The organism is Hydrogenobaculum acidophilum (genome assembly GCF_054656715.1).
Map to the genome: position 1 here is coordinate 1 of NZ_BAAHXP010000013.1, position 13,109 is coordinate 13,109.

General features: G+C 35.2%; 14 protein-coding genes and 1 tRNA gene. 10 read left to right on the plus strand and 5 right to left on the minus strand.

The genetic code is table 11. The features are described 5' to 3' along the window. The 4 genes from ACYQZV_RS06975 to ACYQZV_RS06990 form a co-directional block, all read left to right on the plus strand. A partial coding sequence (locus ACYQZV_RS06975) for a PD-(D/E)XK nuclease domain-containing protein (protein ID WP_459894327.1) occupies nucleotides 1-706 on the plus strand: 706 nt, incomplete at its 5' end. Between the two features lie 123 nt (nucleotides 707-829). Further along, the gene (locus ACYQZV_RS06980; protein WP_459894330.1) at nucleotides 830-2,209 is read left to right on the plus strand and encodes a chloride channel protein; all 1,380 of its coding nucleotides are present in this window, start codon (nucleotides 830-832) and stop codon (nucleotides 2,207-2,209) included. 16 nt (nucleotides 2,210-2,225) lie between these two features. Beyond that, on the plus strand, nucleotides 2,226-3,713 hold the full coding sequence (gene trpE, locus ACYQZV_RS06985) for an anthranilate synthase component I (RefSeq protein WP_459894332.1): 1,488 nt from the start codon (nucleotides 2,226-2,228) through the stop codon (nucleotides 3,711-3,713). Beyond that, nucleotides 3,703-4,302, plus strand: coding sequence for a serine/threonine protein kinase (locus ACYQZV_RS06990; protein WP_459894335.1), 600 nt, complete (start codon nucleotides 3,703-3,705; stop codon nucleotides 4,300-4,302). Before trpE ends, ACYQZV_RS06990 begins: the two co-directional genes overlap by 11 nt. A gap of 4 nt (nucleotides 4,303-4,306) precedes the next feature. On the opposite strand, the gene ACYQZV_RS06995 is transcribed toward ACYQZV_RS06990, so the two are convergent. Continuing rightward, the gene (locus ACYQZV_RS06995; protein ID WP_459894337.1) at nucleotides 4,307-4,789 is read right to left on the minus strand and encodes an SCP2 sterol-binding domain-containing protein; all 483 of its coding nucleotides are present in this window, start codon (nucleotides 4,787-4,789) and stop codon (nucleotides 4,307-4,309) included. Between the two features lie 163 nt (nucleotides 4,790-4,952). Here ACYQZV_RS06995 and ACYQZV_RS07000 point away from each other — a divergent pair, with 163 nt between their 5' ends. Genes ACYQZV_RS07000 through ACYQZV_RS07020 form a run of 5 tightly spaced genes read left to right on the plus strand, consistent with a single transcriptional unit; the run spans nucleotide 4,953 to nucleotide 9,235 of the window. Continuing rightward, the gene (locus ACYQZV_RS07000; RefSeq protein ID WP_459894340.1) at nucleotides 4,953-5,537 is read left to right on the plus strand and encodes a DeoR family transcriptional regulator; all 585 of its coding nucleotides are present in this window, start codon (nucleotides 4,953-4,955) and stop codon (nucleotides 5,535-5,537) included. A gap of 11 nt (nucleotides 5,538-5,548) precedes the next feature. Next, nucleotides 5,549-6,298 (plus strand): YebC/PmpR family DNA-binding transcriptional regulator, encoded by a 750-nt coding sequence (locus ACYQZV_RS07005; RefSeq protein WP_459894343.1) that lies wholly within the window; start codon nucleotides 5,549-5,551, stop codon nucleotides 6,296-6,298. A gap of 15 nt (nucleotides 6,299-6,313) precedes the next feature. Then, nucleotides 6,314-7,636, plus strand: a complete 1,323-nt coding sequence (locus ACYQZV_RS07010) for a UDP-glucose dehydrogenase family protein (protein ID WP_459894345.1) — start codon at nucleotides 6,314-6,316, stop codon at nucleotides 7,634-7,636. A gap of 11 nt (nucleotides 7,637-7,647) precedes the next feature. Further along, entirely contained in the window at nucleotides 7,648-8,901 is a 1,254-nt protein-coding gene (locus tag ACYQZV_RS07015; RefSeq protein WP_459894348.1) for a serine hydroxymethyltransferase, read from the plus strand. Then, complete coding sequence (locus ACYQZV_RS07020) at nucleotides 8,885-9,235, plus strand: DUF2250 domain-containing protein (protein WP_459894351.1); 351 nt, start codon at nucleotides 8,885-8,887, stop codon at nucleotides 9,233-9,235. The genes ACYQZV_RS07015 and ACYQZV_RS07020 overlap by 17 nt, the downstream gene beginning before the upstream one ends. A gap of 21 nt (nucleotides 9,236-9,256) precedes the next feature. Here the strand turns inward: ACYQZV_RS07020 and ACYQZV_RS07025 are convergent, their stop codons facing one another. Genes ACYQZV_RS07025 through fumC form a run of 4 tightly spaced genes read right to left on the minus strand, consistent with a single transcriptional unit; the run spans nucleotide 9,257 to nucleotide 12,908 of the window. Next, nucleotides 9,257-9,805, minus strand: coding sequence for a DUF996 domain-containing protein (locus ACYQZV_RS07025; protein ID WP_459894354.1), 549 nt, complete (start codon nucleotides 9,803-9,805; stop codon nucleotides 9,257-9,259). Further along, nucleotides 9,792-10,193: an EVE domain-containing protein gene (locus ACYQZV_RS07030; RefSeq protein ID WP_459894356.1), complete on the minus strand. Its 402-nt coding sequence runs from the start codon at nucleotides 10,191-10,193 to the stop codon at nucleotides 9,792-9,794. Before ACYQZV_RS07030 ends, ACYQZV_RS07025 begins: the two co-directional genes overlap by 14 nt. Next, a complete protein-coding gene (gene bioA / locus ACYQZV_RS07035; protein ID WP_459894358.1) occupies nucleotides 10,190-11,524 on the minus strand; it encodes an adenosylmethionine--8-amino-7-oxononanoate transaminase in 1,335 nt (444 codons plus the stop codon). The genes ACYQZV_RS07030 and bioA overlap by 4 nt, the downstream gene beginning before the upstream one ends. Then, on the minus strand, nucleotides 11,514-12,908 hold the full coding sequence (gene fumC / locus ACYQZV_RS07040) for a class II fumarate hydratase (protein ID WP_459894360.1): 1,395 nt from the start codon (nucleotides 12,906-12,908) through the stop codon (nucleotides 11,514-11,516). The genes bioA and fumC overlap by 11 nt, the downstream gene beginning before the upstream one ends. Before the next feature lie 121 nt (nucleotides 12,909-13,029). Here fumC and ACYQZV_RS07045 point away from each other — a divergent pair. Continuing rightward, nucleotides 13,030-13,104: transfer RNA gene (locus ACYQZV_RS07045), tRNA-Gly, on the plus strand. Nucleotides 13,105-13,109: the final 5 nt, after the last annotated feature.

The window sequence follows — 13,109 nt, forward strand, 5'->3', positions numbered from 1 at the left end:
TACATTCTTAACAAAGATGCTAAGGCAAAACAAATACTATATACCAGAGCTTGAAAATTTAGAAGTAGGAGATGAAATACTATCAAATCTTGATGTAGATAATATTATGGTTGAAAATCTTTTGTTTCAATCTGGATATCTTACTATAAAAGATTACAAAGTAATAGGCAACAAAAATGTGTTTACACTGTCTTATCCTAACCTTGAAGTTAGAATTAGCTTCAACGATATATTTCTAATCTATCTTTTCAAAGATGATGTAAGGCTAAACACGTTAAAATTTGAAACAAGCATAATAACCATTTTAGAGAAAAAAGAAATAGACAAACTAAAAGATATACTGTATAGCTTTTTTGCAAGTATACCTCATGATTGGTACAGGAAAAACGATATAGACTCATACGAGGGGTTTTATGCATCTGTTGTATGCGCTCTTTTAAACGGTGCTGGTCTTAATATAATAGCCGAAGACAATACAAACAAAGGAAAGATTGATTTAAGTATTATCTTAAAGGATACAGTATATATAATAGAGTTTAAGGTAGTAGAAAATGAAGCGCAAAATAAAGCTCTAACACAGTTAAAAGAAAAAAGATACTATGAAAAGTATATGGATAAATATAAAGATATATATCTTATAGGAATAGAGTTTAGCAAGAGTGAAAGGAATGTGGTGGGGTTTGGTTGGGAAAACATATCAAGTTAAAGAGGATAATGAAAAATGGCTTATTTCATAAAGAATGAGCTTGGTAAGGCTTAAAATCCTAATCATTGATATATTTATTCAATTTTATTAAATAAATTGGGCTATTTATGATATAATATTATTATGTTACATAGGTTAGGATATTTAATATCTAAACAAAGGCATTTTTTAAAGTGGTTTATACTTGGTATTATAAATGGTGTGGTCTCTGGATTTGGGGCTCTTTTCTTTTACTATAGTTTAAAGCTATGCGAGTTTATATTTACTGTAAAGATTCTTGGCTATCATTTTCCTTCTCCTGTAGGTGAAAAACCAGATGAGGTATTTTTTAAGCAGGGGTTTGTATACTTACTTCCTTTTGTAATGGCTTTTGGTGGCTTGATAGCTGGATTCATAGTGTTTAAGTGGGCCCCAGAAGCTGAAGGGCACGGTACTGATGCAGCCATAGATGCTTATCATAATAAAAGAGGTATAATAAGAGATAGGGTAATTTTTATAAAGACTATAGCTTCTGCTATTACTATAGGCTCTGGGGGTTCTGCTGGGAGAGAAGGACCAACAGCCTTAATCTCAGCTGGAATAAGCTCTTGGCTTGCTAGATTGCTGGGGCTTTCAGAGAAAGATAGAGAAAAAATCTTAGCTGTAGGTATAGGTGCGGGTATAGGAACCATATTCAAAGCGCCTATAGGCGGTGCTATTTTAGCAGCAGAGATTCTTTATAAAGCTGATTTACAAGCCGATATCATATTTCCCGGTCTGGTAGCTTCGGCTATAGGATATTCCATATTTGGAAGTATCGTTGGTTTTACACCGGTTTTTGGCTTTTACCAACAACAGTTTGACCCCTTTAGACTGCCGCTTTACATAGCATTGGGCGTTGTTTGCGGTATCGTTGGAGTTGTTTATGCAAAAACTTTTTATTACTTCAAAGACCATTTTTTTAAAAACCTAAGACTAAACATATACCTAAAACCTGTACTTGGTATGTTTATCACAGGCGTTGTTGGTATTGCTTTCCCTGAGATTTTAGGTACAGGATATGGATGGCTTCAAGCTGTCATAGATGGAAAGTTCCAAATTTTTAATACATATGGTATACCTTTTGTATTATTTTTCATATTTTTAGCTTTTATAAAGATAATAGCTACATCTTTTACGGTAGGTTCTGGAGCTTCTGGGGGCGTATTTGCACCGGGTCTTTTTATAGGTGGATTTTTAGGCGCTGGAATGGGTGTTATATTTCATGATTTATTTCCATCTTTAGTGCATAGCCAAAATATAGGTGCTTTTTCTATAGTTGGTATGCTATCTCTTTTTGGCGCCACCGGGAAAGTACCAATAGCCGTTACTCTCATGGTAGTAGAAATGACCGGAAGCTACCAGCTACTACCAGCTTGTATGTTAGCAGTGGCCACATCTTACCTGATATCTGGCGATGTTTCTATATACAAGTCTCAGGTAAAAACTAGAGAAGACTCACCTTTATACAAAAAAGTATCTTAATGCTATAATAATAGAAATGAAAGTAAACATAGAAAAAGACGTTTTTGCTAGACTTAGTGAAGATTATGATGTAATTCCTATTTATACAGAAATACTGGCTGATTCTGAAACACCTTTTTCCGTTTTTTACAAGCTAAAAGACGATAGTTTAAATATTCTTTTAGAAAGTGCTGAAACCAAAGAAAACTGGGGAAGATATTCTTTTGTGTGTAAGGGTGGTAGCCTAAGATTTCAGTACAAAAACGATAAATGTTTGATAAAAAAAGACGATATTGTTGAAGAAGAAGTTATAAAGCCTTTAGAAGGCCTGGAAAAGCTATACAACAGTTTAAGATTTTACGATGATAAAACGCTGGGTAAATTTTGTGGTGGGTTTGTAGGATACATAAGCTATGATATTGTAAAATACTATCATCCTATAGAAAAATATGCTAAAAGCCCCAAAACAGGTATAGATATTCCTGATATAGATATGGTTTTTACTGATTTTCTAATAATTTTTGATAATCTAAAAGCCACTATAAAAATAGTAAAACTTGTAAGGATAAGAGATGTTAGAAGAGATTATGACAGCGCTTTAAAGGATTTGCAGGACATAATTTATAAACTCAAAAACACTCAAAATCCATCTTTTCTTGATATAAACTTAAAAGAACCCAAGCTAGAAGAATGGATTCCAAACATGACGCGAGAAGAATTTATAAACATGGTAAACATATGCAAAAACTATATAGAAAATGGCGATGTTATACAAGTGGTACCATCTCAAAGATTTCATAAAAAAATAAGCATAAACCCTTTAAATATATATAGAGTACTTAGATTTTTAAACCATTCTCCTTACATGTATTTTTTAGATTTTGATAAGTTAAAAATAATTGGCTCTTCACCAGAAACGTTGGTGAAAGTACAGGACGATGTAATTGAAATAAGACCTATAGCTGGCACTATAAAAAGAGGAAATACGCCAGAAGAAGATGAAGAACTTGCAAAAAAACTTTTAAGCGACGAAAAAGAGATAGCCGAGCATGTTATGTTGGTGGATTTGGCTAGAAACGATATAGGAGCAATAGCAGAGCCAGGAAGCGTTTATGTAGATAACATGATGCATATAGAGAAGTTTTCCCATGTTATACATATAGTATCAAACGTATATGGTAAAAAAACAAAAAAGCATACTTTGTTTGAAGTAATAAAACATGCGTTACCTGCCGGAACTTTATCCGGGGCTCCAAAAGTAAGAGCTATGCAAATAATAGAAGAGTTGGAACCTACAAAAAGAAATGTATACGGCGGAGCTATAGGATACATCAGCTTAAATCAAAATATGGATTTTGCTATAGGCATAAGGACAGCAACTATATTAGAAGATACAATCTATACTCAAGCCGGGGCTGGCATAGTGGCTGATTCTATACCTGAAAAAGAATATCTTGAATCTATCTCAAAAGCTTCAAGCATTATGAAAGCTGTGGCTACTGCAGAAGCTTCTTGTGAACTTTGAAGAGTTTGTTAAAGATAAAGATATTTGTTTTCTGGCAAAAGGTTGGAGAGGAGAAGTTTATACATTCAAAGAAGGAAATGAACAATTTTGTATAAAAAAAGCCATACACCAAGAGGCTTTTTACGCTATTCAAAAAGAGGCAAATATATTATCTTGCTTATATAAAGATATCAGGTTTCCTCAAATAGTTTGTCAAGGAGAAGATTTTTTTGTTTATAAATATATAGATGCTAAACCCTTTGAAAAAGTTTTTTGGCTTTTAGAAAAAGAAAATCAATTAAAAGTTTTAAAATCTATACTTGAAGCAGCTTACTATCTTGATAGTGTAGGGATAAATAGAGGTGAATTTGATAAAGAATATAAGAATATTCTCATAGACGATGCGCTGAAGATTTATATCCTTGACTTTGACAGAGGAAATTTTTCTAAAAATCCAAAAAATATTACTCAGTTTATACAATCAATTAGAGTTAAAGGACTCCTTACAAAAGAAGAAGCCATAAGCCTAGGTAAGATTTACAAATCAAACAGAGATGATGTTTATAACTATCTTAACAACCTCCTCTCCCAACCCCCATCCACTGTTTAAAAGTCTAAGGACACACGTTTGTTTGGGCCGGTATTCTTCCTATAAGCCTCAAAAACTTAGAAAAGGGACCCATGTTTGCCATCGCTACAAATTTTGGTCCTGAGAAAGAAAGCTCGCCAAACATCATAGCGTGCATAGGACCATACTCACCTCTACCCATTTCTATCCAATGTTTTGTAGTAGCGTACATAAGAAAGTCGTTTCCAGTGCGTCTATCTTTAGCCCAACCTCCGTATATGCACTCTGCTTTACCGTTCATGTTCTGGATGTAAAGCTCTATCTGCCTATTTGGAGAGCAGTCTTTTCTGTATAAGAAAAGCTTTCTCACTGGAGCTCCTCTCCATTCGCTACTTGACGAAGCCATGTTAACAAGAGCTGGGGTCTGGTCCCAAAGGCTACATAGTTCTCTAGCATAGTTAGCATCCATCATAACGGTAGCATTTGCCAAACCAACAGAAAGTCCAAGCATTAAAATAGCTTTTCTCATAACAACCTCCTCAATATTCTTTATAAAGTTTATATTGTTTATTAAAAAGTTTCTTTAATTGTTTCTTATATTTAAAGAAGAGATATAAATATAAAGATATTCTAATTTATATATCAAATTCGTTTTTGTTGCTTTTAATATAAAAAAACTTTATAATATTATCGTGGATAGAAAAAGGGAAATCTTAAAGCTTATCAAAGAAGGAGAGCAAAATACGAAAAAATTGGCAGAAAAGTTTGGTGTATCCTTAATGAGCATATATAGAGATTTAAAAGAGCTGGAAAAAGAAGGGCTTATAATAAGAAAATATGGGAAACTAGAGGTAGCAAATAGAAGTATCAAAGAAACTAAAGACAAAGAAAAGGATAAGTGTGCCTTTTGCCAAAAAGAAAACGACGATAGGTTGAGATTTACTTTTCACTTAGAAAATGGAAAACAAGTGCATACGTGTTGCCCCCATTGTGGATTACTTTTATATAAAAGCATAATAGACCCTATAGAAGCTATCACTACAAAAGATTTCATTACTTGTAATCTTTTAAGCGGAACATCGGCATACTATGTGCTTGGCTCTGCTGCTACGCCTTGCTGTTCACCGTCAGCATTAGCTTTTTCAAGGAAAGAAGATGCTTATATGTTTAAAAATGGTTTTGGTGGTGAGGTCTTTGAGTTTGACGAAGCCACAAAAGTTATATGGGAACTTATGAAATATGGAAGCATACTTAAAATTGGAAAATTTAATAAGTAGGAGTTTAGAATATGGCAGGACATAGTCATTGGGCACAGATTAAACATAAAAAAGCAAAGGTTGATGCGCAAAAGGGTAAGCTTTTTGGAAAACTAATAAGAGAAATAACTGTAGCTACAAAGCTAGGTGGACCAGACCCAAACGCGAATCCAAGACTAAGGATGGCTATAGATGCCGCTAGAAAAGTAAGCATGCCTATGGATACCATAGAAAAAGCTATAAAAAGAGGGTCTGGTGGTGATAAAGAGGGAAATTTAGAGGAAATAGTATACGAAGGATATGGACCAGGCGGCACCGCTATAATGGTGATAGTAGCAACAGACAATAGAAATAAAGCAACATCTGAAGTAAGACATGCATTTTCAAAACACGGTGGTAATTTAGGGTCTTCTGGATGTGTATCTTACTTGTTTGAGCAAAAAGGAGTAATAGAGATACCAAGAGAGTCTACAGAAGAAGAAAAGCTTATAGAAGCTGCTTTAGAAGCTGGTGCTGACGATGTTGAAACTGGTGAAGAAATGTTTTCAGTCTATACAAACCCAAAAGACGTATACACTGTAAAAGATTCTTTAGTAAGCAAAGGGTTTACCATAGAAAGCGCCAAGACTACTCTCATACCAACTACCACTGTTGAGATAAAAGATGTTGATACTGCAAAAAAGCTTCTAAATTTATTAGAACATCTTGATGAGTTAGACGATGTACAGGAGGTCATATCAAACTTTGAGATAGACAAAGATGTCATGGCTTCTTTAAGTTAATGTTATAATAAAATCATGAAACTATCAATTGTTGGTACTGGATACGTAGGACTTGTAACCGGCACTTGTTTTGCCGAAATGGGTAACGAAGTTTATTGCGTTGATATAGATAAAGAAAAGATTGAAAAGTTAAAACAAGGCATAATACCCATATACGAACCTGGCTTAGAAGAACTTGTAAGAAGAAACACTTCTCAAGGAAGGTTGTTTTTTACTACCGACATAAAAGATGTCGTAGAAAACACTGATATTATCTTTATAGCAGTTGGTACACCAATGGGAGAGGATGGAAGTGCTGATTTAAAACATGTTTTAAACGTAGCAAGAGATATAGGTAAATATATGAATAGACACAAGTATGTTATAAACAAATCCACAGTTCCTGTAGGCACAGCCATAAAAGTACAAGAAGCAATACAAGAAGAATTAGATAAAAGGGGATTAAACTTTACTTTTGATGTAATATCAAACCCAGAGTTTTTAAAAGAAGGGGCCGCTATAGAAGATTTCATGAAACCAGATAGAGTAATAGTAGGCGCAGATTCTGAAGAAGCTATAGAGCTAATGAAAGAGCTTTACGCTCCTTTCACGAGAAACCATGAAAGGTTTATAGCTATGGACGTAAAATCTGCCGAGATGACAAAGTATGCAGCAAACGCTATGCTTGCTACAAAAATAAGTTTTATGAACGAGATAGCAAATATATGCGAAAGAGTTGGAGCAGATGTGAACAAAGTGAGAATAGGCATAGGCTCTGACCCAAGAATAGGGTATCACTTTATATATCCTGGATGCGGATACGGCGGCAGTTGTTTTCCAAAGGATGTAAACGCCCTTATCAAAATAGCTGAGAACGTAGGGTATGAGCCAAAAATATTAAAAGCAGTGGAAGATGTAAACGTAAGACAGAAAAAGGTCCTAGTAGAAAAAGCTATAAAGCGTTTCGGTGAAAATTTAAAAGATAGGGTGTTTGCCGTATGGGGACTTAGTTTTAAGCCAGAGACCGATGATATGAGAGAAGCAAGCTCTATAGTTATTATCAACGAACTTACAAAAAGAGGAGCGAAGATACAAGCCTACGACCCAGTAGCCATGGAACAAGCTAAGAATTTTTATTTAAAAGATAATCCAAACGTATCTTACTTCAATAGCAAATACGATGCTTTAAACAATGCAGATGCCATGTTTCTTATAACAGAGTGGAAGGAGTTTAGAAGCCCGGATTTTGAAGAAATGAAAAAAAGACTCAAAAATCCCATTATCTTCGATGGTAGAAACCAGTACAACAAAGATAAAATGAAAAATTTAGGTTTTGAGTACTATCAAATAGGTGCTTAAAGGAGGTTTTTATGTTTTTAAAAGCCAAAGACAAAGAGATTTATGATGCCATAGTAGCTGAGCTAAACAGGCAAAACTCTTACCTTGAGATGATAGCATCAGAAAACTTCACATCTCTTGAGATAATGGAAGCTCAAGGCTCTGTGCTTACAAACAAATATGCAGAAGGTTTACCACATAAAAGATATTACGGTGGATGTGAATATGTGGATGTAGTAGAAGACTTAGCTATTCAAAGGGCGAAAGAGCTTTTCGGTGCAGAGCATGCAAACGTCCAGCCTCATTCAGGCTCGCAAGCCAACATGGCTGTTTATATGGCAGTGTTAAAGCCTGGTGATACAATACTAGGTATGAGTTTAGCTCATGGTGGACATTTAACGCATGGGGCTACAGTAAATTTCTCAGGTAAAATATACAACGCTGTTTACTACGGGGTTAGAGAAAGCGATTATCTTATAGATTACGATCAGATGTACAAATTAGCTAAAGAGTACAAACCTAAGATGATAATAGGTGGGGCTTCTGCTTATCCTCGTGTTATAGATTGGGCTAAGATGAGAGAGATAGCAGATTCAGTGGGCGCTTATCTTATGGTGGACATGGCTCACTATTCTGGTCTTGTGGCAGGCGGTGTGTATCCGAGTCCTGTGGAAGTATCTCATTTTGTTACATCTACCACTCATAAGACTTTAAGGGGTCCAAGAAGTGGTTTTATATTGTCAAAACAAGAGTTTGCCAAAGATATAGACAAAAGCGTATTTCCAGGAATACAAGGCGGACCTTTAATGCATGTAATAGCTGCCAAAGCTGTATGTTTCAAGGAAGCTATGAGCGATGAGTTTAAAGAGTACGCATCTCAAGTGGTCAAAAATGCTAAAGTGTTGGCTGAAGAGCTTTTAAAAGAAGGTATAAACGTATTAACTGGCGGCACAGACTCTCATATGGTGTTGGTAGACTTAAGAAATCTAAACCTTACTGGAAAAGAGGCTGAAAATAGGCTAGGAGAAGCTGGTATTACGGTAAACAAAAACGCTGTACCCTTTGACCCGTTACCACCCACAAAAACAAGCGGCATAAGGATAGGAACACCGGCTCTTACCACAAGAGGTATGAAAGAAGATCAAATGAGAGTTATAGCAAAAATAATATCAAAAGTGTTAAAAGATTATTCAGAAGATACTATCAACAAAGCAAGAGAAGAAGTTAAGAATCTTTGCGAAGCTTTTCCGCTTTACAAAGAGTTAAAAGATGAAATTTGTGTTTGATGGGCATGAATATGATTTATCTGAGTTAGAGCTAAAAATTTTGAAATACCACAAGATAATGGGCCCAGACTATTCTAAGCTTATATCTTATAGGTTTCACATAAGCTTACAAGAGGCTTTTGATATACATAAAAAACTTTTAGACATGGGGCTACTTGAAAAAGTGACAGCCCCTATTGTCAACTATCATTCAAAGGATAAGAGGTTAAAATCCGTAAAGCATAGAAACCATACATACTATGACCTTTCTAGAACTGGAAAGCTTTTGTTGAGGGAATTTGAAAGACAAGTAAAAGAAATAGAGCTAGATTTAGAATTCCCATATAAAAGATAGTTTTTGGCTTTTAATAGAATCTTACGCTTTAATATTTTTAGGCAAGTCTATAAAAGCTTTTAAAATAAAAATATAAGAGATATATACCAACACTATCCCTATTCCTACTATTGCCAGCAATGAGCCCAAAAACATAATTTCGCCTGCTTTTTTGAAATAAATATCTTTTGTGGCGTCATATATTTTATTAAACGCTAATTTGTAATGGTAAGCTACTATGATACCTAGGATATACCCTAGCAAAAATACCATAATTGATATAAGTAAAAAAAACACAGTAGGACTTCCTTGAGCCTTCAGGTTTTTGGCTATCAGATATCCAACACCAAAAAATATCTCGAATATAAGAAGTCCAATAGCAAGAATGATATTTGGCATAAAACCTGCCATAAACTTTTTATAAATTAGTCGATCTTTGATAGCATTGCTAAGTTCAACAACGGCTTTTGCTATAAATAGGAGTCCTGAAAAAAATCCAATTATACCTATAAATGGTATGATAGAAGTTGTTAGAAGTATTCCACCTATGGTTCCATTTTTTTTAACATGAGATAAATCAATGGTATTCATTTTCTAGATTATCTATGATTTTAACTAAGTTTTCTGGCACTTCCATAACAGACAATCTTGGCATTCTTACTAAGTAAAAATCTTTAAAAGCTTCGTTAGATTTAATTTCAGATAAGGTTATATTTCTTTTTAACCTCCTTACAGGCACTACATCAAATACAAACAAGCCAGAAGCATCTTGATAAGGTGCTGATGCTATTTTGGCAAGACCTACTATAGCCTTTTCGTCTCCAGTGTGATATATATATGCCATATCGCCTGATTTAGCGCTTTTAATAAACTTCTGAGCCAATGGATTTTTAACACCATCCCAAACGTTTTTACCCTCTTTTTCCAGCATATCGTATGAATAAGCGCTTGGTTCTGTCTTTAACAAAAAATACTTCATAAATCCTCCGTTATAGCTTTAATACTTTCATATAAAGCGTCTAAAACCTTGTCCATTTCCTCAAATTTTATAGACAATGGCATTACAAGGGTCATATTGTTACCAAGAGGTCTTAAGAAAACACCTTTTGATTTGGCATGTTTAGCTACTTTAAAGCCTATTCTTTCTTTTACGTTGTAAGGCTCTTTTTTATCTTTGGCAAGTTCAATAGCAGCCATAAATCCAAGCTGTCTTACTTCTTTTACATGTTTTAAATGTTCAAACTCTTTTAAACGCTCTTCAAGATGTTTTATCTTATCTTGTAAAAGCTCCAAAACGTTTTCTTCTTCAAAGATTTCTATGTTTTTAAGAGCAACGGCACAAGCAAGGTTGTTGCCAGTGTAGGTGTGACCGTGGAAAAAGTGTTTTAGTTCTTCGTATTCACCTAAAAAAGCATCGTATATGGCTTTTGTGGTAAGAGTAGCCGCCAAAGGCATATATCCACCTGTTATACCTTTTCCGAGTGCCATAAAATCAGGGCATATACCCTCTTGTTCTACATAAAACATGCTACCAGTCCTACCAAAACCAGTGGCTACTTCGTCAGCTATAAAAAGCACTCCATAGTGCTTAGCCATCTCATAAACGCTTTTCATAAATCCTTTTGGATATACCAAAAATCCCGAGGCCGCCTGCATGCCAGATTCCATAACTACGGCGGAAGTTTTATCTTTTATCTCAGATAAAAGCTTTTCTAGCATATCCAAAAGTTCTTGAACATTATGGCTTTTAGTAAAATGGTAAGGAGATGGCAGTTTATAGGTTTTAAAAAGAAGAGGTTTGTAAGTATCGTGAAATATTGAGACGCTGCCAACACTTACACTTCCTATAGTATCACCATGATAAGCTCCTTCAAAGCTTATAAAATAAGGTCTATCCTCTCCTAAGTTTTTAAAATAATGATAGCTTAATTTTATAGCTATCTCCATTGCTTCAGCCCCATCTTCTGAATAAAAAACCCTTTGAAGACAAGATGGGGTTATGTCTACAAGCTTTTTAGAAAGCAATATAGCAGGAACGTTTGAATTGCCAAGAGTGGTAGTATGGGCTACTTTGTTTAGTTGTTTTATCAAAGCATCGTTTAGCTTTGGGTGATTATGTCCATGAATATTGCACCACAAAGAAGATATAGCATCTATGTATTTATTTCCATATATATCGTACAAATATACCCCTTCTCCTTTCTCAAATATTATGCCCCCTTCTTCTTCGTATACTTTCATCTGAGTAAAAGGATGCCAAAAGTAGGTTCTATCCGCTGATTCTAAAAACATTAAAGGTTCAATCTTCATGGGGCTTTGCCATCTTCTCCGGCTTTACATACTTATCAAATTCTTCATCTGTCAATATGCCAAGCTCCACTGCGGCTTGTTTTAAAGATATATCTTTCTCGTAGGCAGTTTTTGCTATTTTAGCAGCGTTATCATATCCTATATAAGGATTAAGAGCTGTAACAAGCATTAAAGACTCTTGAACGTAGGAGTTTATCTTTTTAAGGTTTGGTTTGATACCCTTTATCATATGGTCTGCAAAGGATCTCATGGCATCTGACAAGAGTTTTGCGGAATTTAAAAAGTTAAATATGATAACTGGGTTAAATACGTTTAATTCAAAATTACCTTGAGAATCAGCAAATCCTATAGCGGCATCGTTACCCATCACTTGTACACAAACCATAGTCATAGCCTCTGATTGAGTGGGGTTTACTTTACCTGGCATTATAGAAGAGCCTGGTTCGTTGGCAGGAAGTATGAGCTCTCCTATACCAGCCCTAGGACCAGAGCCAAGCCATCTTATATCGTTTGCTATTTTCATAAGAGCAGCTGCCAAAGATTTCATAGCACCGCTAGCCATCACAAAGGGATCGTGGGAGCTAAGAAAAGCAAATTTGTTTCTTGAAGGTTTGAAATCTATGCCAGTAAGCTCGGACAAAACTTCCACCATTCTTTTGTCAAATCCCTTTGGAGCATTTAAACCAGTACCTACTGCCGTGGCACCTATTCCTATTTCTTTTAGCTCCGGCAACACCAACTTTATGCGCTCAAGAGCAGTATCAAGCTGATGCACATAGCCACCAAACTCCTGTCCTAATGTCATAGGTACAGCGTCTTGAAGATGTGTCCTGCCTATCTTCACTATGTCTTTAAACTCTTCTGCTTTTTCTTTTAAAGCATCTCTTAAATATTCTATAGCCGGTATTAGTCTGTCTTGAAGTATTTGGACAGCAGATATATGCATAGCTGTAGGGAATGTATCGTTGGAAGATTGAGACATATTAACATGGTCATTGGGATGTATTGGGTCTTTTGAACCAAGAGGCTTTCCAGCTATTTCTGAAGCTCTATTGGCTATTACTTCGTTTACGTTCATGTTGCTCTGAGTGCCAGACCCAGTTTGCCAAACTTTCAAAGGAAAATGCTCGTCCAACTTACCTTCTAAAATTTCATCCGCTACTTTTACTATCAAATCTTTTCTATAATCGTCCAATTTTCCTAGTTCATTGTTTACAATAGCTGCCGCTTTTTTGATGAGGGCTAAAGCTCTTATAACTTCCATTGGCATTACATCGTTTGAAATATTAAAATACATCAACGACCTTTGGGTTTGGGCACCCCAATACTTATCGGAAGGTACTTTTATTTCGCCCATCGTATCCTTTTCAATCCTATACTCCATGTTGCACTCCTAACAAGTTTTTATATATTATATATCAAAAGCTTAATATGTAAGAGAATATAAAATATAATATATATCATATTGCATACAGTAAGTAAACATGCTATAATATGTAAGCTAAGCGAGTGTAGCTCAATGGTAGAGCACCACGTTGCCAACGTGGTTGTTGCGGGTTCGAGTCCCGTCACTCGCTCCATTAAA

Bases quoted from the DNA above. Each gene is read 5' to 3' on its own strand.
- ACYQZV_RS06980 (WP_459894330.1), top strand. From the start codon at position 830: ATGTTACATAGGTTAGGATATTTAATATCTAAACAAAGGCATTTTTTA.
- trpE (WP_459894332.1), top strand. From the start codon at position 2,226: ATGAAAGTAAACATAGAAAAAGACGTTTTTGCTAGACTTAGTGAAGAT.
- ACYQZV_RS06995 (WP_459894337.1), bottom strand. From the start codon at position 4,789: ATGAGAAAAGCTATTTTAATGCTTGGACTTTCTGTTGGTTTGGCAAAT.
- ACYQZV_RS07005 (WP_459894343.1), top strand. From the start codon at position 5,549: ATGGCAGGACATAGTCATTGGGCACAGATTAAACATAAAAAAGCAAAG.
- ACYQZV_RS07010 (WP_459894345.1), top strand. From the start codon at position 6,314: ATGAAACTATCAATTGTTGGTACTGGATACGTAGGACTTGTAACCGGC.
- ACYQZV_RS07015 (WP_459894348.1), top strand. From the start codon at position 7,648: ATGTTTTTAAAAGCCAAAGACAAAGAGATTTATGATGCCATAGTAGCT.
- ACYQZV_RS07020 (WP_459894351.1), top strand. From the start codon at position 8,885: ATGAAATTTGTGTTTGATGGGCATGAATATGATTTATCTGAGTTAGAG.
- ACYQZV_RS07025 (WP_459894354.1), bottom strand. From the start codon at position 9,805: ATGAATACCATTGATTTATCTCATGTTAAAAAAAATGGAACCATAGGT.
- ACYQZV_RS07030 (WP_459894356.1), bottom strand. From the start codon at position 10,193: ATGAAGTATTTTTTGTTAAAGACAGAACCAAGCGCTTATTCATACGAT.
- bioA (WP_459894358.1), bottom strand. From the start codon at position 11,524: ATGAAGATTGAACCTTTAATGTTTTTAGAATCAGCGGATAGAACCTAC.
- fumC (WP_459894360.1), bottom strand. From the start codon at position 12,908: ATGGAGTATAGGATTGAAAAGGATACGATGGGCGAAATAAAAGTACCT.